Origin of the sequence: Pararhizobium gei (assembly GCF_029223885.1) — a bacterium.
Lineage (GTDB): Bacteria > Pseudomonadota > Alphaproteobacteria > Rhizobiales > Rhizobiaceae > Pararhizobium > Pararhizobium gei.
The window spans coordinates 4,317,472-4,339,505 of record NZ_CP119409.1; the positions used below are offsets into that span (position 1 = coordinate 4,317,472).

A 22,034-nucleotide genomic window follows, 5' to 3' on the forward strand; every position below is an offset into this window, starting at 1 on the left:
TCATTGTCTTCGAGGTTCGGGGAATAGTCCGAAAATCCAGCCGCAACACATCTTCTAAAAGCGCCCCGGCAGCGACGAAGGGGTTGGCGAACCGCTTTCATATTCTCGTGAGCCTGCCGCGATCTTGTCAGCCTCGACAAGCTCGAAACAGAAGATATCCGTCGCCCCTTTTGCGCCCGGGACCGCGATCTCGGCGGCCGGCCAGGCGTCGTTCACATCGGCCCCAAAAGCGCCTGGAAGAAACCCTCATCGAGAAGCACCTCGAACTGTTCGCACCGATACGCCGCTGTCTCAACGTCATAGGCTTCAATGCTGAATGCGCTTGTAGCCGAAAGCGGGTTCCTACAAAACCCTGGACCGCGTCTGTATGGGCTACCGCTGGCGAAAGCGCGGGGTCTTCTTTGCCCGCGTGAAGCCGACGAGCAGATCGGCGATCTGCTCGTTCTCCTCGTTTGGCTTGGCGCTGTAGCGATAGCAGGGCTCGCTGACGGCGAAGGTACGGCAGGCCGCCTTTAAAATCGGCCGCAGGAGGCGCACGTCGGGACGAACTCCCGAACAACCGCTCACGCCTTAACAATCTCAAATATCGAAATTCGTCGGCAGCACGATGATATCGCGGATGGTGACGTTGCGCGGCCTGGTCAGCATGAACAGGATGGCGTCCGCCACTTCCTTCGGCTCGATCAGACTGCCGGATTCCTTGGCCTTCTTCAGGTTTTCCTCCGGCCAGTCGGCGAGGAGCGCACTGATCACCGGTCCGGGAGACACCGATCCGACCCGCACGCCCTTCTTGTTGACCTGCCGGCGAACGGTCTGCACGAAGCAGGTGATCGCCCATTTCGATGCGGAATAGACCGGTTCCCACGGAACCGGAAAGTGGCCCGCGACCGAACTGGTGACGATGATGTCGCCCGTGCCGCGCTCGATCATATGCGGCAGCACGTCGTGGACGTTCTTCATCACGGCATTGACGTTGAGATTGAGCATCATGTCGATATTGGCGCTGTCGGCATCGACGAGGTCGCCACCGATATAGGTGCCTGCATTGGCGTGAAAAATATCGATCCGGCCGGTCATTTCCAGGATCGACGGCACCATCGAGGCGCAACTGCGGGGTTCGAGCAGGTCGATCACCAGCGGTATCGCGTCCTCGCCGAGTTCGACGCAAATCCTCTCCAGAGCCGCCTGGTCCCGGTCGACCAGCACGACGCGCGCACCGGCGTCCATCATCGCTCTTGTACTCGCAAGGCCGATGCCCGAGGCCGCCCCCGTTACTGCCGCGATCTTGCCTTCCAGTTCCTGTGCCATATGCGTTCCACCTTTTATGTCAGATCGATTTGTTTTTGCCGATTGCGCGCTCCGGCGGCCCTCGCCGGCCCCATTGCGCTGCGGTCTCCAAGCAGTCCCGCCAGCGCGCAACGCCGTCCGTGGTTCCTGCAGTGCGCAGCGAGCAGGCGGCGGCGGCATGCCCCAGCCACAGGCTGTCTTCGAGCGGCCAGTTTTCATGCAGACCGTAGAGAAAGCCTGCGGCAAAGGCATCTCCGGCGCCATTCGGACCGACGATCACCTCTGCAGGTACGGTGACGGAGCCGACGTAAACCGCTTGCCCGTCCCGTGGGACGGTAATTGCACCTTCCGGAAAATGCACGGTCACCAATTGCATGGCGCCCTGACGGAGGATGCCGGTCGCCGCCGCCACACAGGCCTCGATATCCGTCCGTCCATTGGCGAGGGTCGGAATTTGCGCCAGCGCGCCGATCTCGCTGTCATTGACGATCAGCGTGTCGAGAAAAGGCAGACACGGCAGGATCAGCCCGCGCAGCCGTTCCGGCGTCACGGTGCAGAGTTCGAGATTGGTTCGAAGGCCCGCCTGGCGCGCTGCCTTGAGGACCGTCACCCACCCATTGACATCGTCCTTCCAGCGCCCATCCATGGTGGGATGGATGCCGGGCAGGCCAAGATGCATGAAGCGCGCCGTCGTGGCGGAAAAATCGAAATGATCCGGCGACAACAGGCTGGAGACGCCGAGATCGGAGATATGCGTCCGCTGGCCACTCGCCTGCGAGATGAAGGCTTCGGTCGCATGGGTCGGCGCCTCGCGGCTCACATGCATCTGCCGGCGTTCAATCCCGGCCCGGTCCGCTTCCGCGATCAGCTTGCGGCCGGCGGCGTCGTCGCCAACCAGACCGATGGTTTCAACCGGAATGGACGGGTCGAGCCGCTTGATGTCGATGGCAAGGTTGCAGGCCGGACCACCGCCGCGTTCTTCAAGCCCCCAGGCGATGCCGACGCTATCCTCCCGCGGCCAGACGTCTATTTTGCGATTTCGGTCCAGGCACCAGGTGCCGCCGGCAATGAAGCCGTGCCTTTGCATTCCGGCCATCTCGTTTCCTCCACCCGTCCCCGCATCAACTCATCAGTACCTTTTCGGTGATCCGGACATCGTCTTCGATACTGCGCAGCGGGCGCTGGCCGGATGTCTGGAGCGCGCCGTGGTAGGCCTTTACGGCCTCCAACGGCAAAACCTCGCCATCGGCGACCGAACGCATCAGCGTGATCATGGCGCGAGGATCTTCCGCGAGATTGATCTTGCGGCCGAATAACGCGACGCGCGCGCCGTATTTCTCCGCCTGATGGATGAGCTCGAACGTGTCGCGCGCCGTGCCGGCGCCGCCGCCGAGCACGCCGACCACGAGATCCGGGTCGTAAGAGGCCAGTTCCTCCAGCGCCTGAGGACCGTTGAACGGGATCTTGAGGAATTGCGGCCGCTGCGCGCGGGTAAGGCCGGCCAGCGTTCGGCAGATGCAGTCATTGACATAATGAGGCTGCAGGTCCGGGTCGATGCCGGTATCGACATTGGGATTGAAGACTTCGAGGAAATAATTGAACTCGTTGTCGGCAGCCTCGTCGACGAAATCGAGAAAGGCAAGCTGGGACTCGTAGTCCGCGTCAAGATCATTGTTGAAGGTGATCGAATAGAGGCCCAGATCGCTCTGGCGGCGGGAGGCCTCGATCGAGGCCGTCCGATAGGGCCGGGAGGGCTCTTTTGCATAGGTGGCACCGCGGCCGACCCAGATGTCGGTCGTGTCATTGGCCCTGAACGCCGATTTGACACTGCTGCCGTCAAAAGCGCCGGTTTCGTTCAGGATCTCGAGGTTGGATGCCGAGGCCAGCATGATATCGATCACGTCCTGGGCAATGACGGCGCGCACCTGATCAAGGAATTCCGCGCGTGTGCGATACCGCGAGAATGTCGCGTCCTTGGCAAGGTTCGGACCGCAGGAACGGATGCTCGGCCCCATGTCGCCGTCCTTGGCATCGGCGATGATGAAATCACCCCGTCGGTAATTTCCTGCCTTGATCCGGGCAAGTTTGGTATCGTAGCGCGTCATGGCTTGGTCCTCGGTTTTATGCAGCAAGAGATCGTCGAGGCTGGGTCAGGCGACCATGTAGCCGCCGTCGACCGGCATCGAAAGTCCGTTGACCATCGCGGCCTCGTCCGACAGCAGGAACAGGATGACCTCGGCGACATCGTCGGGATCGGCAAAACGGCCGACAGGAATGCGGTTGAGCATGCCCGCTGCCTTTTGCGGATCACTCCAGGCTTTGATCGCCATCGGCGTCAGCGTCACGGTCGGGTGCACACCGTTGACGCGAATGCCTTGCGGTGCCAGTTCCTTGGCCATCACCCGCGTCAGGCCGTCAAGCCCTGACTTGGAGGCGCAGTAGGCAGCGTGATCGGGAATGCCGACAAAGGCGGCAACGCTCGATACATTGACGATCGCGCCCTTGCGGCCGGACCTGACCATGTCTCGGGCGTATTCCTGGGCGATTATCATTGGCGCCCTAGTGTTGACCGCATAGAGCAGGTCGAAATTTTCCACCGAGACATCGAGGAAGGATTCGAGCTCGGTGGTGCCGGCGCAGTTGACCAGGAGGTCGCCCGGCAATGCCTTGAGGGCCGCAGCCCTTGTCGCGACTGGATCGGCAAGATCGACGGTGATCGCCACGCAGTCGATCTCGTTTTGCAGGCTTTCAAGATCGGATGCCGTGCGGGTGAGTGCCACGACCTTGGCGCCGCGGGCAGCCAGCATCAAGGCGGTCGCCCGGCCGATGCCCTTGCCGGCGCCGGTGACGATGACGCGTTTTCCAGTGAAATCCATGGCTTTGTTCCTTGTTACCAGCAGGTGAAGCCCGCATCCGCCTTGACCGTGGTGCCGGTCATCAGGCTGGAGGCATCGCAGGCGAGAAAATGCACGACGGAGGCGATTTCATGAGGCTGGCCGACCCGGCCCATCGGCGTATCCCGCAGCCAGGTATCGACAACACCGGGGTCGATATTGACGACTCTCGTCATTTCCGACTCGATATAGGTCGGCGCGACCGCGTTGACGCGCACGCCACGGTCCGCCCACTCGGCTGCAAGCGAGGTGGTGAGGTGATGCACGGCCGCCTTGGAGGCATTGTAATAGGTCTGCATCTGCGGCCGGTTGACGATGTAGCCGGACATTGAACCGACATTGACGATCGCACCGCGTCCGGCTTTCAGCATCTGCCGACCGAAGGCGCGGTTGCACCAGAAGACGCCGTTGTAGTTGACGTCGTTGACATTGAGCCACAGTTCGTCCGGCGTATCCTCGGCCGCCGTTCCGCTGCGGGCGATGCCGGCATTGGCCACCAGCACGTCGATCCGGCCATATTTCTCGGCAATGGCGAAGGCGGCCCTGTCGACGGCGGCGGAATCGGTGACGTCGAGCACGTGCACGTCAGCCTGATGGCCCAGTTGCGCCAGTGCCTGACGGCCGGAATGGGCAATTGCCTCTTCGCGGTCGATGATCACCACCTCGGCGCCGGCCTCGGCCAGCGCCTCGCAGCAGGCAAGCCCGATGCCGCGGCCGCCGCCGGTGACCACCGCGACCTGTCCGTCCATCCGGAGTTTTTCGAGGAACATGACACTACTCCCTATCCAGAGGCTCAGATGCGCCTGCCGCTCTTTTTGTCGAAGAGATGCACGCGTTCGCGGTTGATCCGCAGCGGTATGGTTTCGCCGGGTTTGAGCAAGATCCGGTCCTTGACCACGGCGTTGAGTGGATCTCCGCCGATATGGGCGAAGATCTGGGTTTCCGAGCCTGTGGGCTCGAGCACGGAAATGGTTGCCGCGAGGCCGTCGGCATGGTGCTCGATATGTTCCGGCCGAATACCGTAGACCACAGGTTCTTCACGCAGGGGCGTCGCGGCCGGTACCGGCAGACTGGTGCCACCGTCGCTGACGAAGACCGTTTGGCCTTCGACAGTCGCGAGTTTGCCGCGCACGAAATTCATCGAGGGCGAGCCGATGAAGCCGGCGACGAAGATGTTGGCGGGCTGGTCATAGAGATCAAGGGGTGCACCGATCTGCTCGACCAGACCGTCGCGCATGACGACGATCTTGTCGGCCATGGTCATCGCCTCGATCTGGTCATGCGTAACGTAGATCGTCGTGGTCTTCAGCCGCTGATGCAATTCCTTGATCTCGACGCGCATGGTCACACGCAGCTTGGCGTCGAGATTGGACAGCGGTTCGTCGAACAGGAAGACCTGCGGATCGCGGACGATGGCGCGGCCCATGGCGACGCGCTGGCGCTGGCCGCCCGAGAGCTGCTTGGGATACCGATCAAGCAGCTTGCCGAGATCAAGGATGTCGGCCGCTTTTTTGACCTTGGCCTCGATCTCGCTTTTCGGCGCGCCCTTCAGCTTGAGTGGGAAGCCCATGTTGTCGGCGACATTCTTGTGCGGGTAGAGCGCATAGTTCTGGAACACCATGGCAATGTCGCGATCCTTTGGCAGAACGTCGTTGACCACCCTGTTGCCGATGGACACGGTTCCACCGGAGATCGATTCCAGACCGGCGATCATGCGGAGCAGCGTCGATTTTCCACAGCCGGAAGGACCGACAAGAACGACGAATTCACCGTCGGCAATGTCGATGCTGACCCCGTGAATGACCTGGAGACTTCCGTATTTCTTGATGACGTCCTTGACGGCGACCTGAGCCATACCAGTTCCTCTATTGCGGCAGGATGATCTGCATCTTCACTTCGCCCTTGGGCGCGGATGCAGCGGTTTCAAACGCGCCGACACTGTCATCGAAATCGAATGTGCGGGTAATGAGCGGCTTGACGTCGATGGCGCCCGAAGACAGCATGGCGACGCAGCGCGGAAAGACATGGGCATAGCGGAAGACATGCTCGACCCGGGCCTCGCGCACCATTGCCTTGCCGACATCGTAATGGATCGGGTGGACTTGGCTGCCGATGAACACCACGCGGCCGCCGGGCGACAGCGGATCGAACACGACCTCAGCGCCCGAGGGATGACCGGAGCATTCGAAGACGATCTCGACGCCCCAGCCGTCGGTCCCGGCAAGCACCGTCTTGGCGAGGTCCTGACGCTGGACGTTGATCGGGGTGATAGCCCCGAGTTTCGCGGCAATTTCGAGCTTGGCGTCGTCGACATCGCTGACGAAGACGCGGGCACAACCGGCGGCCAGCGCCGAGAGTGCGGTCACCAGCCCGATCGGGCCAGCGCCGATCACCAGTGCGATATCGCCGGGCTTGACCTGCGCCTTTGTTGCGGCATGCACGCCGACGGCCAACGGCTCGACCATCGCCGCTTCGGCAAATGAGACATTGTCAGGCAGCTTGAAGGTGAAATCGGCGGGATGCACCACAGTCGGGCGCAATACTCCGTGGATCGGTGGCGTCGCCCAGAACCGCACTGCCGGGTCGATGTTGTAGAGGCCCATCCGGGTGGCGCGGCTGTTGGGGTCGGGAATGCCTGGCTCCATGCAGACGCGGTCGCCGATTTTCAGCGACGTCACGTCAGCGCCGGCCTCGATCACCGTGCCCGATGCTTCGTGGCCAAGGATCATCGGCGCCTTCACCTGAAAGACGCCGGTGCCGCCATGGGTGTAATAATGAACGTCCGAGCCGCAGATGCCGACCGTGTGCAGCTTGATGCGCACGTCGCGAGGCCCCAGGTGCTCCTCGCGCTCAATGGGAAAGTCCCTGAGCGAGAGCTTCATTCTTTCTTCCAGAACCAGTGCTTTCATGGTCTCATTCCATCTTTCTTTAAGATCCGCTGCAGGCTTTCAGCCACGCCACACGATCAGGACGCCGAGCGCGATCGCCAGGACATGGCACACCGTGAGCGGGATCGATTGTTCGAGGAACCGCATCCAGATGAGTTCCAGGGCGACGAACAGGTAGATGCCGACGAACACCCGGTCAAACCAGTTGGTGACGATCGGCAGGAAGCCGACCCGCTCCTTGGTTCCGGCGGCAAGTTTGGCAGGCGTTTCGTCCGTGTCATCGAGATCGATTTCATGGTGCATCATTCACTCCTTGACCGCGCCGAAGGTGAGACCGGCGACAATGTGGCGCTGAACCATCGAAAAGATGATCAGGGCCGGGATGAGGGTGATGACGGCAATGGCAGCCATCGTGCCCCATTCGGTTCCGGTCGTGGTGACATATTCCGACAGGCCGGTCGTGATGGTGCGGGCGTTGAAGCTTGTCAGCGTCGCGGCCAGCAGGAATTCGTTCCAGGCGAAAACCCAGGTGAGGATGAACGTGACGGCAAGGCCGGGACGCGCTAAGGGGAACACCACTTCGGAAATGACCTGCCAGGTGCTGGCACCGTCGACGGTCGCGGCTTCGTCGAGCTCCTTGGGGATGCCGTCGATGGTTGGCCGCAAGGTCCAGATGGCAAACGGCAGGTTGAAGGTGCAATAGAGCAGGATCATGCCGATCTTGGTGTCGTAGAGCTTCCAGTCGCCAAAGGTGAAGACCTGGGTGAACAGGAGGTAGAACGGCAGCAGGAACACGGCGGCCGGCGCCATCCGGTTGGTGATCGTCCAGAAGAAGATGTTTTCCTTGCCGGCCAGATCGAAGCGCGACAGCGAATAGCAGGCCAGAAAGGCCAGCACGGTGACCAGGGCTGCATTGCTGGTCGAGATGATCAGCGAATTGATCATGTAGCCGCGGAGCGTCGCGTTGCCGATGACGTTGATGTAATTCTTCCAGTAGACCGTATCGAGGATGAGGCTCGGCGTCGTGAAAAGCTCGACCGCCGGCTTCACCGAGATGACGAACAGCCAGTAGATCGGAAACAGCGTCAGGAGGCTCAAGCCCAGCCAGAGCAGCAGGTAGATATAGGGACGTTGCTGGCGCATCATGCCACCCTCTTGCGTTCGCGGCGGGCGACGAGCGAGACATAGAGTATCCAGCACATCACCAGCGTCAGGTAGAGAACGATCACCGAGATGGCGGCGCCGTAACCGTAGTCGGTCTTGGGAAAGACGATCTTCCAGATATGCAGGCCGACATAGCGGGTGGCGTCGCCCGGGCCGCCCGATGTCAGCATCCAGACTTCGTCGACGGTGCGCAGCGCGTCCATCAGGCGGATGAAGACCGTGGCGAGGATTGCCGGGCGGATCATCGGCAAAGTGACATGCCAGAAGATCTGCCAGCGGTTTGCGCCATCGATCTGGGCCTGCTCGAACGGTTCTTTGGGCAGCGCCAAGAGGGCGGCGAGCAGGGTCAGCGTCACCAACGGTGTCCAATGCCAGATGTCCATGATCACCGTCAGCGCAAACGCTGTGCCGGCATCGCGGCCGATGTTCATGTCATAGTCGAACCATTGCTTGAGCAGATAGGGAATGATTCCGATCGATGGCGTCGTCATTAGCCGCCAGACGGAACCGACGACAATCGGCGCGACGATCAGCGGCAGCGTATGGATGGTACGGAAAAAACCGCGGCCGGGAAATTCGCGCATGAACAGCTGGGCCAGAAGATAGCCAAGGGCGATCTCGCTCACCACGGCGAAGAAGGCAAATTTGGCAGTGACGGCGACCGAGCGCAGGAACTCCGGATCGAAGACCAGACGACGGAAATTGTCGGCGCCGTTATAAATCATCAGCGGACTGGCGCCGAACGGGTTCCATTGATGGAAGGCCACGTAGAGCACATAGAGGAAGGGCGCTATGCCGAAAATCCCAAGTATCGCAATGGTCGGGGCAAGCATAAGCCAGCCCACAGTGTTTGAACGCATGAACCTGTCTCCCGGAAGTCGATCCGCGCGATGATGATGCGGCGGAGCAAGAAACGTGCATCCGGGTGGCGTACTACTGGCCACCCGGAGCAGACTTGCGTCGGCTTATTTGCGATAGCCGAGGTTCTTCAATTCCGCTTCCGCGGCCGCGGCCATTTGATCGAGACCTTCGTCGGACGGGATTTCGCCAAGCAGGATCTTGTAGAAGATCGGAGCCGTCGCTTCGCGCACCTGGGCGTGGAACGGATAGGGCGGTGCACCAGCGAACAGCTTGCCGTCGTTCTTCAGCATGGAATAGTAGCCGTTGAGCTTCTTGTCCATGTCAACGATCTTCGGGTCGTCATAGGTTGCGGTATTGGTAATGCGCGGTGCTGCGACCGCCCAGTCCGGCTGCACCGAGTCCTGGCCAATGAACTGCAGGAACAGCAGCGAGGCTTCCTTGTTCTTCGATGTCACCGGCAGGCCGAAGGCGCCACCGTCGTAGTAGCCGAGATAGCCCTTGCCCGCCTTGACGTCCTCAAGGACCTTTGCCTCCGTCGGAGGCAGCGCTACGCCGACATTGCCCACGACCTTCGACTTCTCGGCGTCGCTGGCGATCCAGGCGGCATTTTCACCATAGACCAGTCCCTGGGCCACACGACCGGCAGCAAAGGTCGTCCCCACCTCGGTCCATGTGCTTGCGGCGGATTCCGGCGGCGCGATGTCGCGCAGGTGCAGCCAGTATTTCATGGCCGCCTTGGATTCCGCGCTGTTCATGGTGCCGCCGTTTTCAACCGACGCAGCGTAGTTCTTGGAAGCGTCGACACCCCAGTTGAAGACACCGAAGGTCGGAGCGATCGATTCGAAGAACTCATACCATGATGCAGGGTGACCGGTATGGGCTTGCGCCGTCGTTCCCCAGAGATCGAGGCCGTTGTCCTTGCCATACTTGGTGAAGAACTCGGCGATCTCGGTATAGTCTTCATGGGTCACGGCGGGCTTCAAATCCTTGCCGGTTTCCTTCTTGAAGGCTTCCTGGATCTTCGGATCATTGAACAGGTCGGTGCGGTAGAGATAGACCTTGATGAAGGCTTCCATCGGCGTGCCGAAGATGTCGCCGTCAGCATTCTTGAAGTAGTTGGCGAAGGTCGTGTAGTGCGACTCATCGTAGTCCGGCGACTTCAGCGATGGATCGTCCTTCAGCGACTTGGTGATGTCGACGAGGAAGTTGCGGGCGAGATAGGCATAGATGATGTCCTGCTCGATGTAGATCATGTCATAGATGCCGGTCTTGGCTTCCATGTCCTTGATCGCCTTGTCGTACATCTGGTCCCAGGAGGTCGTTTCGATCTCGACCTTGATGCCGGTCTTCTTTTCGAATTCCGGGGCCAGCACGTCCTTGATGTAGTTGGATGGCGGCGTGCTTTCGGTGACGCCATGCAGCACCACGCCCTTGTATTTCGCGCCGGCATCCGACCAGAAGTCGGCGCGCGCCGGCAGGGCGGTCGTCATCAGCGCGAGTGTCAGCGCGGCAAGCCCGATTCCACTTTTTTTGATCATGTGACTCTCTCCTCCTAGAGCGTTCCTTGTGCCTGCAGCCGACGGCCGACAGGCGCCTCCGCGCCTGGCAAAGCCCGGCGCCTTAAAACCCGATGCGCCGGCTCCTCCCGGCTGTCGAATTCCGTCTCGCGATCATGATGTTGCTGTCCGCAGCATTGTGCGGCTTGCTTACCAAGTGCGTCCGTAAAGCTTAGTGGCGGTCTGATTCCTTAGCCACGCGTGCTTTGCGGGCGACCTATACTTTTCCGCCGACAGCACCAAGACCAGCGGAAAAGGCCCGGATTTGACGAAACGGATCGGCGCGCGCTTCGGTGCCGATCCTGTGGGCGTTGCGGCGATAGTCCGACGGTGTGCGGCCGCATATCTTGTAGAACTGACGGTTGAAGTTCGCGATGTTGTTGAAGCCGACTTCGAAGCAGATGTCGGTAATCGGCCGATAGGTCTGCGTCAGCAGCGCGCAAGCCGCATAGACCCGTGCCAGAATCACGTAGCGGGCGAAGGTGTGGCCGGTCTGGCGCTTGAAGAAGCGCGAGAAAGCTTGCGGTTCCAGGCCACAGGATTTCGCGACGGAAGCCAGATCGATATCGTCGCTGTAATGTTCCATCACATAGCGTACGGCGCTGTCCAGCTCCGAAGGCAGTTCGGCATGACTGGATATGTGCGCGAGCCGCGACAGCTTGCGGCGCTCGGACGGATTGCGGGCAAGGGCGACCATCAATTGCATAAACAGCAGGACCCGCTCGGCACCGTGCGCCGCGCCGATCTGGGCCAGCAACCTTTGGCCGGCCAGTGCCGTGGCGCCGAAAAACTCGACGCCATAAACCGCGTCCTCGTAAAGCGGCCTTATGCCCGCGAATTCCGGGCAAAGGCCGGTGCTGCGGTCAGCCCATTCGGCGGTGAATTGAATGAGCATGTCGCGATTTCGGATCAGTTTACCGGGCTCGATATCGCTTACCCAGTTGTGCGGCACATTCGGACCCGTCAGCACCAGGCAGCCCGGCTTGAACTCGCCGATATAGTCTCCGACCATCATCATGCCGGATGTCGTCCGCGTTAGATGAAGCTCATATTCCGGGTGGTGGTGCCATTTCGCGCCGAAATAGGGATAGTCGTGCATATTCCAGCGAAACGATTCCGCCGGTGCGCAGATAATCATCTCGAAATCCGGAACGATTTTCAGATCGGGTCTCATGGAATGGCTCCCCTCCCAACATTACGCCGTCTCGGCAAGCGGCTGCCCGTGCTCGCCTTCCAGGCCAAATCACCGGCCGCCTGCGCCCGATCAAACCAGCAGCTTCTTCCGTCGCCCATATGTTGCTTGAAAATACAAATTAGTACATTTGCGAGGTCTGTCAACAACCACGCGATCTTGGTCGCCGATCTCAAAAAAAGATGCAGCGCAGGTGCAATATTTAATTTTTGCAGTGCGAAAGGAATCAATCTGTTGCGGTTGGCAAGCAGTGTCTGTGCGTGATGGCGCATGATGCCCTTGACATAGACTTCAATTGAATATTTTGTTGCATACAGCAACATAATAAATCATCGTGTCTTGGGAGGACATCATGGGACGGCTCGGCATTCATTCCTTCGTTTGGACAGGCGGCCAGACCCAGGCGATGTTGGAGGAGGCGATGGAGAAATCGGCGGCCTGCGGGTACCGGTTGATCGAATTCGCCTATCTGCGGCCGGAGAAGTTCGATCTCGACGCCCTGTCAAGGCGGGCGACAGCGCTCGATCTCGACATTGCGGTCACCATGGGGTTGCCCTTCAGCCACGACGTGTCAAGCGAAGATTCCGAGACAGTCAAAGCCGGCGAACGGATGCTGGCCGATGCTGTTGCTGCCGTGCGCGACATCGGCGGCAGCAAACTCGGCGGCATTCTCTATTCGGCGCATGCAAAATACGCGCGCATGCCCACACAGAAGGGCTGGGACAACAGCGTGGGAGCGATCGCGAGGACCGCCGACATTGCCAAGACAGCCGGCGTCGACCTTGTCCTTGAAGTGGTCAACCGGTTCGAAACCAATCTCCTCAACACCACTGCGCAGGGCCTCGCCTTCATCGGCCAGACCGGCTCAGACGATGTTCGGCTGCACCTCGACACCTTCCACATGAATATCGAGGAGGCCAATCCGGCAGCGGCCATTCGGCTTGCCGGAGACAAGATTGGCTACTTCCACATCGGCGAAAGCAATCGCGGTTATCTCGGCGATGGGGGGATCAATTTCGATCTGATCTTCGACGCACTTCTGGACATCGACTATCAGCGCGACATTACCTTCGAATCTTTCTCAAGCGCGGTGGTGGACGAGGGGCTTTCCCTGGCCTGTGCGATCTGGCGCGACACCTGGACGGACAACATGCCGCTTGCCGAGCACGCCAAGGCCTACATCGATCTCAAGATGGACGAGGCGGCCCGCCGCCGGTCGACCAATTCGCGGCCCTGACCGTGCTGCGCCGGGAAAGACAGAGGAGACGTTCGCGTGGCTGAGGGCGTGGCGCGCGGTACCCGACAGCGCAACGAACTTGCGGCCATGCGGGCCTTGCATCAGTTCGGCCGGTTGAGCCGTGCCGAGCTTGCCCGCATTCTCGGCCTGAACCGCTCGTCGTCCGGCCATATCATCGCCGGTCTGACGGCCGATGGTCTTGTGCAGGCGGTGGGCGTGGAGGGGCAGGTACAGCCCGCCCCTTCCCATGTCGGGCGCCCGGGCATCTTGCTGGAACTCGTGCCGACGGCTGCCACTTTCCTCGGCGTCGAGATCGGCGTCGAACATATCACCGTCGTCGAAATCGACCTGTCGTCGCAAATTCTTTCCCGCAGAACGGAGCCCTTCGACGGAAGGGCAGTCGATGCCGATGAGGCCGTGCGCTGCGCCATGCGGCTTGCCTTTGATACCCTGCCTCCGGAGCATCTGCAGCGCTGCGAGGGCATCGGTGTGGCGGTGCCGGCGCAGATGGACAGGCATGGACTGATCCGCATCGCGCCGTTGCTGGGCTGGGAAAACATTCAACTCGCCGACCGGATACGCGATGCGCTGCCGGAGCCCATGCCGGTGATTGCCGAAAACGACGCCAATGCCTTTGCCATCGGCGCAAGCCACAGGAACCGCGGAACCCATTCGGGCGTCACGCTTTTCCTGGTCATGGAGACCGGGGTCGGCGGCGGCATTGTCGTCGATGGGGCATTGCTTCGCGGCGGGCGTGGCCTTGCCGGCGAGATCGGTCATTTGCACGTCCACGGCGTGGCCGAGCCTGACCGCAGCCTGGAAAATGTACTGGGGCTGGAAAGCATCCTGACGGCCTACCGGGCCGTTTCGACGCAACCGGAGCCAAATCTTCCAACCTTCCTTGCCGATGTTCGCGATCGCGTGCCCGGTGCAGTGGCGATTGCCGAGGACTGGGCGCGGGCGCTGGCCTTTGGACTGATCCAGGCGTGTCGTGTCATCGATGCCGACCGCATCGTGCTCGGCGGCTCGGTCGCCGCCCTCTATCCCCTGATGGCGGCGCGCGTGTCGCACCATATCCGCTCCATGCAGGAGGCAAGCTTTCCGGTCCCCGACATTGAAACCAATGACGACGAGACCGTCGGCCCGGCGTTCGGGGCAGCCTGTATCCTGCATCACCGTTATCTGTCGGCGGAGAGTTCGCGCCCAGCCGAGGAGACCGCATGAGCGGACCGCTGCCAATTCAGTTTTGTAGTGCCCACCTGCGGAACAGGACGTCCGCCTTGTGTCCACGAACATTTCGGGGAAAGCGTTCATGCCGATAACCAGATCAATGCAAATTGCCGGTGATGCACTTGCCCCTGACGCGCTTGGGCCGACGATCACCATCGGCGAGATCCTTGTGGAGATCATGGCTGATCACCGCGGCGATGGCTTTCTCGAACCGATCGCGCTGACCGGTCCCTATCCGAGCGGCGCGCCGGCTATCTTTATCGACCAGTGCGCCCGCATGGGAGGGGCCGCCGGAATCATCGCCAGCGTCGGCGACGACGATTTCGGACGCATCAATGTCGAGCGCCTTCGCAACGACGGCGCCGATATATCGGCCATTTCCGTGACCCGCGACTATCCGACCGGCAGTGCCTTTGTGCGCTACCGCCACGACGGCTTGCGCGACTTCGTCTTCAACATTGCCAAATCCGCAGCCGCCCAGATCATGCTCGACGCGCAAGCCAGTGCCTTGATTGCCCGTGCCGGCCACCTGCATGTCATGGGCACCGCCTTTGCCATTCCGGGCGCCTGGGACATCATCGATCATGCGATCGAGGTAATTCGCTCGCGTGGCGGTACTGTCTCCTTCGACCCCAACCTCCGCAAAGAGTTGCTGGGAGAAGCTTTGACCCAACAGCGCTTTCAAAGGCTGGTCGATACCGCTGACCTGATCCTGCCGTCCGGCGAGGAGCTGTTCGTGGCGGCCGGTTGTGAAGGCGAGGCCGCTGCCGTGCAGGCACTGTTTGCCCGTAATACCCACGAGATCGCGCTGAAGCGCGGCGCGCAGGGCTCGACGTTTTTCGGCCCCGGCGGTAAACGCGTCGATTGCCCTGCCTTTGTGGTCGAGGAGGTGGATCCGACCGGGGCCGGGGATTGTTTCGGCGGCGCCTATGTCGCCTGCCGTAGGCTCGGCATGCCGGCGGAGCAGGCGCTGCTCTACGCCAGTGCCGCTGGAGCCCGCAACGTCACCGTCCGCGGTCCCATGGAAGGGGCGGGCACCAGAGCCGATCTCGACGCGTTCATTGCGTCCACACCGAGGTGCATATCATGACCTCCGTTCTCACGGAACTTGCCCGGTCGCGGCGCGCAGGCAGCCCCTTCGGCATCTCGTCGGTCTGCTCCGCCCATCCGCTGGTGCTGCGCGCGGCAATCCGCAACGCTGTCCTTCATGGTGGGCCGGTGCTGATCGAGGCGACCTGCAACCAGGTCAACCAGTTCGGCGGCTACACGGGTATGCGCCCGCATGACTTTGTCGACCTGATCGAATCGATCGCTGCCGAGGAGGGTCTTGCACGCGAAAACATCCTTCTTGGCGGCGACCATCTCGGGCCGAACCCCTGGCGTATGGAGCCCGCCGATGTGGCCATGGCAAGAGCAGAGGACATGGTCGCGGCCTATGTCGAAGCCGGCTTTCGCAAGCTTCATCTCGACACCTCGATGGGCTGCGCCGGCGAGCCGGAAGCGCTCGATGACATGCTGACGGCGACACGTGCGGCACGGTTGGCAAGGGCTGCAGAGCGGGCAGCAGACGCTGTGGGCGGCGAAAGGCCGGTTTATGTCGTCGGGACCGAGGTTCCCCCGCCGGGCGGCGCCCACCATGTCATCACCTCGCTCGATCCGACGCGACCGGAGGCGGCTATCCGCACGATCGAGATACACCGGCGGATTTTTGCGGAGGCGGGGCTTGAAGACGCGCTTTCGCGGGTCATCGCCGTGGTGGTGCAGCCCGGCGTCGAGTTCGGCAACGAAAACGTCGTGGCTTATGATCGAGGCAAGGCACAGACGCTTTGCGCACTTCTGGAAAGCGAGTCCGATCTGGTTTTCGAGGCGCATTCGACCGACTACCAGGGTGCCACCGCTCTCGGCCAGCTTGTCGATGACGGCTTCGCCATTTTGAAAGTCGGGCCTGAACTGACCTTTGCGCTCCGCGAAGCGCTCTACGGCCTCGACCTGATCGCCAGCGATCTCCTGCCCCACTATCCGCCGCGCAATCTGATGAGGGTCATGGAGCAACTGATGCTCGCGGATCACAGCCATTGGAAAGGCCACTACCATGGGTCCGAGGTGCAACAGCGCGTCCAGCGCCATTATTCCTATTCGGACCGAATCCGATATTACTGGAACCGGCCTGAGGCCGAGCAGGCGGTGGGGCACCTGATAACCGAGCTCAACGGCGTTGTCGTTCCAGCGCCTTTGTTTCGGCAGTATTTGCCGCGTTTCGAAAGCTGGTCTAGCCGGCCGCTGGACCCGCGGCAAATGCTCGTTGCAGCGGTGCAGCATGTGCTCGACATCTACCGTCAATCGACACAGCCCCGCCAAAGCGGGTGATGGCACGTCGCATCTGGAGACGATAGTCTTGCTGTCCGATCGGTACCGGAAGCAAGTCCTCAGAATCGCGCACGGTTGACGTCGGCCAGTTGGGCCGAAACGGCAGCAATTTCCGCCGCTCGCCTGCTCTCATCCCAACCGAGCGCTTCGCCTGCAACAGACGCTATTTCAGCAAGTCCCGCAGCTGTCAGTTTGCCCTCGATGGCGAGTGTCGTCCGGCGCATCACTATATCGGCCAGATGCCCGACCATTTCGTGACGTGCAATCCAGTCGATCTCAGCGTGACCATAATCTTCGACATCAAGGAAGAGCGCGTCGCCGCCAATTGCAGCGATATGAGCGAGAACGGAATCGGCGGTCGTTCCGTAGCGGGCAAGAAGCGCCTCCACACGCGGGACAGGCCACCCGCTTTTCATCGACCGTTCGGCAATCCAGGCCCGACGGGTATCCGCCTCCACCGGAAAGCTGCGCCCGCCGCCAATCGGTAGCATCCGCGTGCTGGTCTTGCGGCTGCGGCCCAAGCGCGAAAGGATTGTGTCGGCCACCTCCTCGGCGAAGCCGCGGAACGTCGTCCACTTGCCGCCGACCAGCGATATCACGGGGAACGGGCGCCCCTCTCCCGGCTCCGCTACGGGTGCCGAGTGATCACGGCTGATCATACCAGGCTCATTGGCATTCGACACCGGTAGCGGTCGGATGCCGCTATAGGCATAAACGATCTGGTCGCGGTCGAACTGCAAGGCGGGCAGAAGGGAGCGAAGGCTGGCGAGGAAATAGGCGATCTCGTCGTCCTCGCAGCGCACCGTTTCCGGATTGTCCGCCTTGATATCCGTCGAGCCGACGAGCGCAAGACCGAGGAAGTCGTAGACGAGGCAGATGCGACCGTCGTCCGCTTCGAAATAAATCATGCGGCCCTTTAAGCTATCGACCAGTTCGGGATGCCTGAGCAGGATATGCGAGCCTTTCGTGCCACCGATCAGCGTGCCGGGAACGCCCAGCGTTGCATTGACGTGATCGATCCATGGCCCTGCCCCGTTGACCACGATCCCAGCGCGAACCAGCCGCTCCGACCCGCACGGATCGTGAAGCCGGAGCACGCCGTCCTCCTGGCCCAGCAGCGTCGTGAAATTCGCGGCCCCGGACTCCGGGCTGGCATCGAGCCCGTCCCTGACAAGCTCCCAGACGAGCCGTTCCGGCCGGCTGATCTTGGCGTCGTAGTAGATGCCGCCGGCAACGATGCGCGGCGTGATCGCCGGCATTTCCTCCAGCGCCTTGCGGCGAAAGAAGAACTGATGCTTCGGCATGACGCGATGGCGCGCGCCGTAGAGATCATAGAGCGTAAGCCCGATCTTGATGAGCAACGCACCCCGGCTTCGCGGCGCCGTCGTTGAGCCGAGCAGCGTCCGGAACGCCGCAAGGGCGCCCTTCATCAGTGAGAAGGAGGGAATGAAAGTCGGCAGCGGCTCGACGCAATGCGGCGCGTTTCGCAACAGGAGATTGCGCTCCAGCGTCGATTGCGCGACGAGACCCAGTTCGCCGGTTTCGAGATATTTGATGCCGCCATGGATGAGGCGCGAGGGCGCGGCGCTGGTGCCGGAGCCGAAATCGGCCTTGTCGACGATCAGGCATTTCAGGCCTTGAAGGCAGAGATCCCGGAAGAGCCCTGCCCCGTTGATCCCCGCGCCAAGGATGATGACGTCGAAGGTCTTGACCGTTCCGGCTGTCGTGTCCGTCATGATAGGCATCCTGTTACTGCGCCACGCTGCCAAGACGCCGGAGCGTCGGCCAGAGCGGCTTCATCGCCTCGGCGAGATCGAGGAAGACCCGATACTTCTCGTCGTAGGCGCGCTGCCTGTCGAAGTCTGGCTGGTGAACGGTCTCGATCGACGCGAGATCGCGCGGATCGTCAGTGTGCGAGGCAAAAAGACCGGCGCCGGCGCCGGCGCAGAGCGCCGCCCCCCAGGCGGCCGCCTCCTCCGTGCGAGTCGCCGTGACGGGCAGGCCGAGGATATCTGCGAAGAGGCCGGCCATGGCGGGATTGCGCGAGATGCCACCCGTGAGCCGGGTGGAGCTCGGCGCAAAGCCGTCGCGCAACGCATCGACATGGACGCGGTGGTTGAAGGCGATGCCCTCCAGCACGGCGCGCAGCAGATCACCCCGGTCGTGCCAGGCATTGAGGCCATAGAAACCGGCGCTCGAGGCGCCGCCGAAGGGCGAGCCGAAAAGATAGGGGTGGAAGAACACGCCCGAAGGGCGCTGACGCGCGGCTTCGAATTCCTTGGCGACGATCATGTGGATACTCTCGGAGGCTGCTGCCTGCCGCGCGTCGCCAGCGCAGAACTGATCGATAAACCAGTCGTAGTTGGCGGTCGAGGCCGGCGATATCGACATGTTGTTCCATTCTCCTGGCAAGATACCGCTGCGGCAGAACCAGCGGTCATCGACCTTTGGCGCTCGCGACACCGTCGCGTTGATCGAATAGGTCCCGGCGATGACCGCGACCACGCCTTCGCCATAACCGCCCATGCCGAGCGCGGAGGCTGTGACATCGTGCAGACCCGCCATGACCGGTGTGCCTTCGACGAGCCCCGTCAGACGAGCGGCCTCGCCCGTCACGCCACCGACGATCTCGGTCGACCCCGCCATCGGCGCCTGCCGTCCGGCAAGGCGGTCCAGCCCGAAGAGGCGGAAGGCCTCATCGGAATAATCCTGTGTCGCAACATCGGTGAAGGAGGTGCTCGCCTCCGTGCGGTCCGTGCCGATCGTGCCGCAGAGGCAGAAGCGCAACCAGTCCTTTGCCGCGATGAAGTGGGCGATCCGGGCGTAGCGCTCCGGCTGGTGCTCGCTTATCCAGCGAAGGATCGCTGATGGCGCCGAGGCGTGCGGTCGCTGCCCGGTCAGTTCCAGCGCGCGTGCACCGACCGCACCCGCGTTCCAGGCATCGGCGATCGCCCCGGCGCGCGTGTCGAGCGAAATCACCGCGGGACCAAGCGGCCTCCGCTCCTCATCGAGCAAGTAGATACCGTCGCCATGGGCGGTGGCGGCGATCGCGACGATATCGGCAGCCGGCCTGCCGCAGGCGGCGACCGCCTCGCGAATGGCATCCGCCGTTGCGGCCCACAGGCTGTCCATGTCGCGCTCGACATATTGCGGCGCGGGGATAAGCTGCGGGACGCGCCGGCGGGCGATGGCGAGCACCGTTCCGTCCGCGTCGAAGATGACCGCTTTGGTCACCGTCAGGCCGCTGTCTATACCCATGATGCAGGGCATCCATATCTCCATGTCTTAAGCGAAGGGCGGAACGGAATCCGGCAATCCGAGGGTACTCCGCAGTGGCGGAAAACTCAGCCTGCCCGTTCACCGTCCGCCACAATCACGTTGATTCCCTTCGAGCGCATCCGCGACAGGTGGGAAATCGGAATATCCTCATCGACGATCACAGCGTCGAATTCCCGGAGCGTCGCGAAATGGTGCAAGGCGCGCCGCTCGAATTTGGTGTGGTCCGCCAGAAGAACGCGCTTGGCCGAGCTTTCAAACATCGCCCGTTTGGTCTCCACGGTATCGGGCGACTGGTGATAGACCTCGCCATCGACGATCGCCGAAAGCGACATGAACACGGTATCCGCTCTCAGGCGGCGAATTTCGTTTGTGGTGATGTGCCCCATAAAGGCATTGCACCAGTTGTAGAACTGGCCACCGAGACAGATCAGGTTGAGATCGCTCACATCCTTCAGCTCGTTGATAAGCACGAGCGAATTGGTGATGACGGTCAGCGGCACCTTGGCCGGCAGGAACCGGATCATTTCATGCACGGTCGTCGCATCGTCCATGAAGATCGCCTGTCCCGGCTCGACGAATTGCATCGCAGCCCTTGCGATCGCCTTCTTTTCCTTGGCCTGCTTGGTGGCGCGGTAGACGTCGGAGGATTCGACAAGGCTGGTCGGCGCTGCGGAAACGATGCCGCGCGTCTTGCGAAACAGGCCGCGGCTGACGAGGTCGTCGACATCCCGGTGCGCCGTCATCAGGCTGATGCCGAAGCGCTCGGTCAGATCCTCGATGCGAATCGAGCCTTCGGCGATCACCGTTTCAGCAATCGTCTGGCGCCTGACGAGCTGGCGCGCATGTCGGCTGTCGCTCGGCAATTCCTCCGAAAGCAAATCCTTGACGTCGACTTTCTTGTTCACGCTGTGTCCCTGCCATGCTTCGAGGATGGAGGTGTCGTATCTCGTATCGGATGGCAAGGAAATGCCAAGCAGCCAGAGCGGCGGTTCCTGTTCGAAACGGGAGCGCCGCAAGGGGCGCTCCCGCCTTCGACTACTCACTCAAAGTAAAGGGAGCTGTGTACTTGTCGATATTGTCCTTGGTGATCAGGAGGCAATCGAACAGCTGCTTTTCGGTAGCAGCACCGGTGCTGCCGTTCTTGATGACATTATCCGCCTGCTTGACGGCCTCCGCCGAGAACACGGCGACCGGCTGGAGAACGGTGTACTGCATTTCGCCAGCCTTGATGGCGGCAACCGCATCCGGCGAACCGTCGAAGCCACCGACCTTCACCTGGTCGAGCTTGCCGGCTTCCTTGAGCGCGGCGATCGCACCCAGCGCCATTTCGTCATTGCCGCTGATCACGCCGATGATGTCGGGGTGAGCCTGAAGCATGGACTGCATCTTGGCGTGACCCTTGGTGCGATCCCAGTCGGCGACTTCCTTGGCGGACTTTTCGAGGTCCGGATACTGCGTCAGGACGGTTTCATAGCCGTTCGAACGCGTCGCGGCGTTGTTGTCGGCCGGGTTGCCGAACAGTTCGGCATATTTGCCCTTGTCGCCGACCGCTTCAACCCATTGTTGCGCACCGAGAGCAGCGCCCTGGGCATTGTTCGAAACGAGCTGCGCCTTGGCAAGGCCTTCCTGGTTGATCTCGGCATTAACGAGAATAACCGGGATGCCCGCAGCAACAGCCTTCTTAACCGCGCCGACCGAACCGTCAGCGTTTGCCGGGTCGAGGATGATGGCGACCGACTTGTTGGTGATCGCGGTATCGATCAGGTTACTTTCGGTGTTGGTGTCACCCTTGTGGGCACCGACATTGGCCGAGTAGCCGAGCTTTTCGGCCGTCGCCTTGGCGACTTCGCCTTCGGTGAACCAGTACGGGTTGGACGGATCGTTGACGATGACTGTGACCAGACCTTCGGCCCAGGCGGTGCTGAACAGCAGCGGCATGACCGCGGTTGCTGCGAAGAGTACACGCATACCTTTTTTAAACATTGTCTCACTCCCTTTGTTGAGTTCGGTTGCGCCGATGATCGGCAATACTTTCCGCCGTCGGGCCAATTCATGGTCTGCCCCTCCCGGCTGCGGTCA

General features: G+C 61.6%; 21 protein-coding genes and 2 pseudogenes. 4 read left to right on the forward strand and 19 right to left on the reverse strand.

Annotation, left to right across the window (positions count from 1 at the left end; genetic code table 11):
- Positions 1-67 precede the first annotated feature (67 nt).
- From PY308_RS20725 to PY308_RS20795, 15 genes and pseudogenes are all read right to left on the reverse strand, one after another.
- Positions 68-225, reverse strand: a pseudogene (locus PY308_RS20725) (methylmalonyl-CoA carboxyltransferase); the annotation flags it as partial.
- 168 nt (positions 226-393) lie between these two features.
- Positions 394-507, reverse strand: a pseudogene (locus PY308_RS20730) (IS3 family transposase); the annotation flags it as partial.
- 72 nt (positions 508-579) lie between these two features.
- The gene (locus PY308_RS20735) at positions 580-1,308 is read right to left on the reverse strand and encodes an SDR family oxidoreductase (protein WP_275786488.1); all 729 of its coding nucleotides are present in this window, start codon (positions 1,306-1,308) and stop codon (positions 580-582) included.
- 19 nt (positions 1,309-1,327) lie between these two features.
- Positions 1,328-2,383: a carbohydrate kinase family protein gene (locus PY308_RS20740; protein ID WP_275786491.1), complete on the reverse strand. Its 1,056-nt coding sequence runs from the start codon at positions 2,381-2,383 to the stop codon at positions 1,328-1,330.
- Between the two features lie 25 nt (positions 2,384-2,408).
- Positions 2,409-3,392, reverse strand: a complete 984-nt coding sequence (locus tag PY308_RS20745; protein WP_275786494.1) for a hypothetical protein — start codon at positions 3,390-3,392, stop codon at positions 2,409-2,411.
- A 45-nt stretch (positions 3,393-3,437) separates the two neighbouring features.
- Entirely contained in the window at positions 3,438-4,163 is a 726-nt protein-coding gene (locus PY308_RS20750) for an SDR family oxidoreductase (protein ID WP_275786497.1), read from the reverse strand.
- Positions 4,164-4,177: 14 nt separating this feature from the next.
- The gene (locus PY308_RS20755) at positions 4,178-4,951 is read right to left on the reverse strand and encodes an SDR family NAD(P)-dependent oxidoreductase (protein ID WP_275786500.1); all 774 of its coding nucleotides are present in this window, start codon (positions 4,949-4,951) and stop codon (positions 4,178-4,180) included.
- 23 nt (positions 4,952-4,974) lie between these two features.
- Positions 4,975-6,036, reverse strand: coding sequence for an ABC transporter ATP-binding protein (locus tag PY308_RS20760; protein ID WP_275786502.1), 1,062 nt, complete (start codon positions 6,034-6,036; stop codon positions 4,975-4,977).
- 10 nt (positions 6,037-6,046) lie between these two features.
- The gene (locus PY308_RS20765; protein ID WP_275786506.1) at positions 6,047-7,090 is read right to left on the reverse strand and encodes an NAD(P)-dependent alcohol dehydrogenase; all 1,044 of its coding nucleotides are present in this window, start codon (positions 7,088-7,090) and stop codon (positions 6,047-6,049) included.
- A 39-nt stretch (positions 7,091-7,129) separates the two neighbouring features.
- Positions 7,130-7,375: a DUF2160 family membrane protein gene (locus PY308_RS20770; protein WP_434064179.1), complete on the reverse strand. Its 246-nt coding sequence runs from the start codon at positions 7,373-7,375 to the stop codon at positions 7,130-7,132.
- Positions 7,376-8,212, reverse strand: a complete 837-nt coding sequence (locus PY308_RS20775) for a carbohydrate ABC transporter permease (protein WP_275791226.1) — start codon at positions 8,210-8,212, stop codon at positions 7,376-7,378. It lies immediately after the preceding gene.
- Positions 8,212-9,093, reverse strand: a complete 882-nt coding sequence (locus PY308_RS20780) for a carbohydrate ABC transporter permease (RefSeq protein ID WP_275786508.1) — start codon at positions 9,091-9,093, stop codon at positions 8,212-8,214. Before PY308_RS20780 ends, PY308_RS20775 begins: the two co-directional genes overlap by 1 nt.
- A 105-nt stretch (positions 9,094-9,198) precedes the next feature.
- Positions 9,199-10,632, reverse strand: a complete 1,434-nt coding sequence (locus PY308_RS20785; protein ID WP_275786511.1) for an extracellular solute-binding protein — start codon at positions 10,630-10,632, stop codon at positions 9,199-9,201.
- A gap of 235 nt (positions 10,633-10,867) precedes the next feature.
- Positions 10,868-11,824 (reverse strand): AraC family transcriptional regulator, encoded by a 957-nt coding sequence (locus PY308_RS20790; RefSeq protein ID WP_275786513.1) that lies wholly within the window; start codon positions 11,822-11,824, stop codon positions 10,868-10,870.
- A complete protein-coding gene (locus PY308_RS20795) occupies positions 11,821-12,165 on the reverse strand; it encodes a hypothetical protein (protein ID WP_275786515.1) in 345 nt (114 codons plus the stop codon). Before PY308_RS20795 ends, PY308_RS20790 begins: the two co-directional genes overlap by 4 nt.
- Before the next feature lie 29 nt (positions 12,166-12,194).
- Between PY308_RS20795 and PY308_RS20800 the strand changes: the two genes are divergently transcribed.
- From PY308_RS20800 to PY308_RS20815, 4 genes are all read left to right on the forward strand, one after another.
- On the forward strand, positions 12,195-13,079 hold the full coding sequence (locus PY308_RS20800; protein ID WP_275786516.1) for a sugar phosphate isomerase/epimerase family protein: 885 nt from the start codon (positions 12,195-12,197) through the stop codon (positions 13,077-13,079).
- 36 nt (positions 13,080-13,115) lie between these two features.
- Positions 13,116-14,303, forward strand: coding sequence for an ROK family transcriptional regulator (locus PY308_RS20805; protein ID WP_434064180.1), 1,188 nt, complete (start codon positions 13,116-13,118; stop codon positions 14,301-14,303).
- An 88-nt stretch (positions 14,304-14,391) separates the two neighbouring features.
- A complete protein-coding gene (locus PY308_RS20810; protein ID WP_275786518.1) occupies positions 14,392-15,399 on the forward strand; it encodes a tagatose kinase in 1,008 nt (335 codons plus the stop codon).
- Complete coding sequence (locus PY308_RS20815; protein WP_275791228.1) at positions 15,393-16,676, forward strand: D-tagatose-bisphosphate aldolase, class II, non-catalytic subunit; 1,284 nt, start codon at positions 15,393-15,395, stop codon at positions 16,674-16,676. Before PY308_RS20810 ends, PY308_RS20815 begins: the two co-directional genes overlap by 7 nt.
- A 59-nt stretch (positions 16,677-16,735) precedes the next feature.
- On the opposite strand, the gene PY308_RS20820 is transcribed toward PY308_RS20815, so the two are convergent.
- From PY308_RS20820 to PY308_RS20835, 4 genes are all read right to left on the reverse strand, one after another.
- On the reverse strand, positions 16,736-18,412 hold the full coding sequence (locus PY308_RS20820; RefSeq protein WP_275786520.1) for a glycerol-3-phosphate dehydrogenase/oxidase: 1,677 nt from the start codon (positions 18,410-18,412) through the stop codon (positions 16,736-16,738).
- A gap of 13 nt (positions 18,413-18,425) precedes the next feature.
- Positions 18,426-19,946 carry an FGGY-family carbohydrate kinase gene (locus PY308_RS20825; protein WP_275786522.1) on the reverse strand — a complete coding sequence of 507 codons (1,521 nt, stop codon included), beginning with the start codon at positions 19,944-19,946 and terminating at the stop codon, positions 18,426-18,428.
- Between the two features lie 74 nt (positions 19,947-20,020).
- Positions 20,021-20,887 carry a DeoR/GlpR family DNA-binding transcription regulator gene (locus PY308_RS20830; protein ID WP_338051094.1) on the reverse strand — a complete coding sequence of 289 codons (867 nt, stop codon included), beginning with the start codon at positions 20,885-20,887 and terminating at the stop codon, positions 20,021-20,023.
- Positions 20,888-20,990: 103 nt separating this feature from the next.
- The gene (locus PY308_RS20835; protein ID WP_275786524.1) at positions 20,991-21,938 is read right to left on the reverse strand and encodes a D-ribose ABC transporter substrate-binding protein; all 948 of its coding nucleotides are present in this window, start codon (positions 21,936-21,938) and stop codon (positions 20,991-20,993) included.
- Between the last annotated feature and the right edge of the window lie 96 nt (positions 21,939-22,034).

Excerpts from the sequence above, each read along its gene's own strand:
- PY308_RS20735 (WP_275786488.1), bottom strand. The coding sequence starts at position 1,308 with ATGGCACAGGAACTGGAAGGCAAGATCGCGGCAGTAACGGGGGCGGCC.
- PY308_RS20740 (WP_275786491.1), bottom strand. The coding sequence starts at position 2,383 with ATGGCCGGAATGCAAAGGCACGGCTTCATTGCCGGCGGCACCTGGTGC.
- PY308_RS20745 (WP_275786494.1), bottom strand. The coding sequence starts at position 3,392 with ATGACGCGCTACGATACCAAACTTGCCCGGATCAAGGCAGGAAATTAC.
- PY308_RS20750 (WP_275786497.1), bottom strand. The coding sequence starts at position 4,163 with ATGGATTTCACTGGAAAACGCGTCATCGTCACCGGCGCCGGCAAGGGC.
- PY308_RS20755 (WP_275786500.1), bottom strand. The coding sequence starts at position 4,951 with ATGTTCCTCGAAAAACTCCGGATGGACGGACAGGTCGCGGTGGTCACC.
- PY308_RS20760 (WP_275786502.1), bottom strand. The coding sequence starts at position 6,036 with ATGGCTCAGGTCGCCGTCAAGGACGTCATCAAGAAATACGGAAGTCTC.
- PY308_RS20765 (WP_275786506.1), bottom strand. The coding sequence starts at position 7,090 with ATGAAAGCACTGGTTCTGGAAGAAAGAATGAAGCTCTCGCTCAGGGAC.
- PY308_RS20770 (WP_434064179.1), bottom strand. The coding sequence starts at position 7,375 with ATGATGCACCATGAAATCGATCTCGATGACACGGACGAAACGCCTGCC.
- PY308_RS20775 (WP_275791226.1), bottom strand. The coding sequence starts at position 8,212 with ATGCGCCAGCAACGTCCCTATATCTACCTGCTGCTCTGGCTGGGCTTG.
- PY308_RS20780 (WP_275786508.1), bottom strand. The coding sequence starts at position 9,093 with ATGCGTTCAAACACTGTGGGCTGGCTTATGCTTGCCCCGACCATTGCG.
- PY308_RS20785 (WP_275786511.1), bottom strand. The coding sequence starts at position 10,632 with ATGATCAAAAAAAGTGGAATCGGGCTTGCCGCGCTGACACTCGCGCTG.
- PY308_RS20790 (WP_275786513.1), bottom strand. The coding sequence starts at position 11,824 with ATGAGACCCGATCTGAAAATCGTTCCGGATTTCGAGATGATTATCTGC.
- PY308_RS20795 (WP_275786515.1), bottom strand. The coding sequence starts at position 12,165 with ATGTTGCTGTATGCAACAAAATATTCAATTGAAGTCTATGTCAAGGGC.
- PY308_RS20800 (WP_275786516.1), top strand. The coding sequence starts at position 12,195 with ATGGGACGGCTCGGCATTCATTCCTTCGTTTGGACAGGCGGCCAGACC.
- PY308_RS20810 (WP_275786518.1), top strand. The coding sequence starts at position 14,392 with ATGCCGATAACCAGATCAATGCAAATTGCCGGTGATGCACTTGCCCCT.
- PY308_RS20820 (WP_275786520.1), bottom strand. The coding sequence starts at position 18,412 with ATGACGGACACGACAGCCGGAACGGTCAAGACCTTCGACGTCATCATC.
- PY308_RS20825 (WP_275786522.1), bottom strand. The coding sequence starts at position 19,946 with ATGCCCTGCATCATGGGTATAGACAGCGGCCTGACGGTGACCAAAGCG.
- PY308_RS20835 (WP_275786524.1), bottom strand. The coding sequence starts at position 21,938 with ATGTTTAAAAAAGGTATGCGTGTACTCTTCGCAGCAACCGCGGTCATG.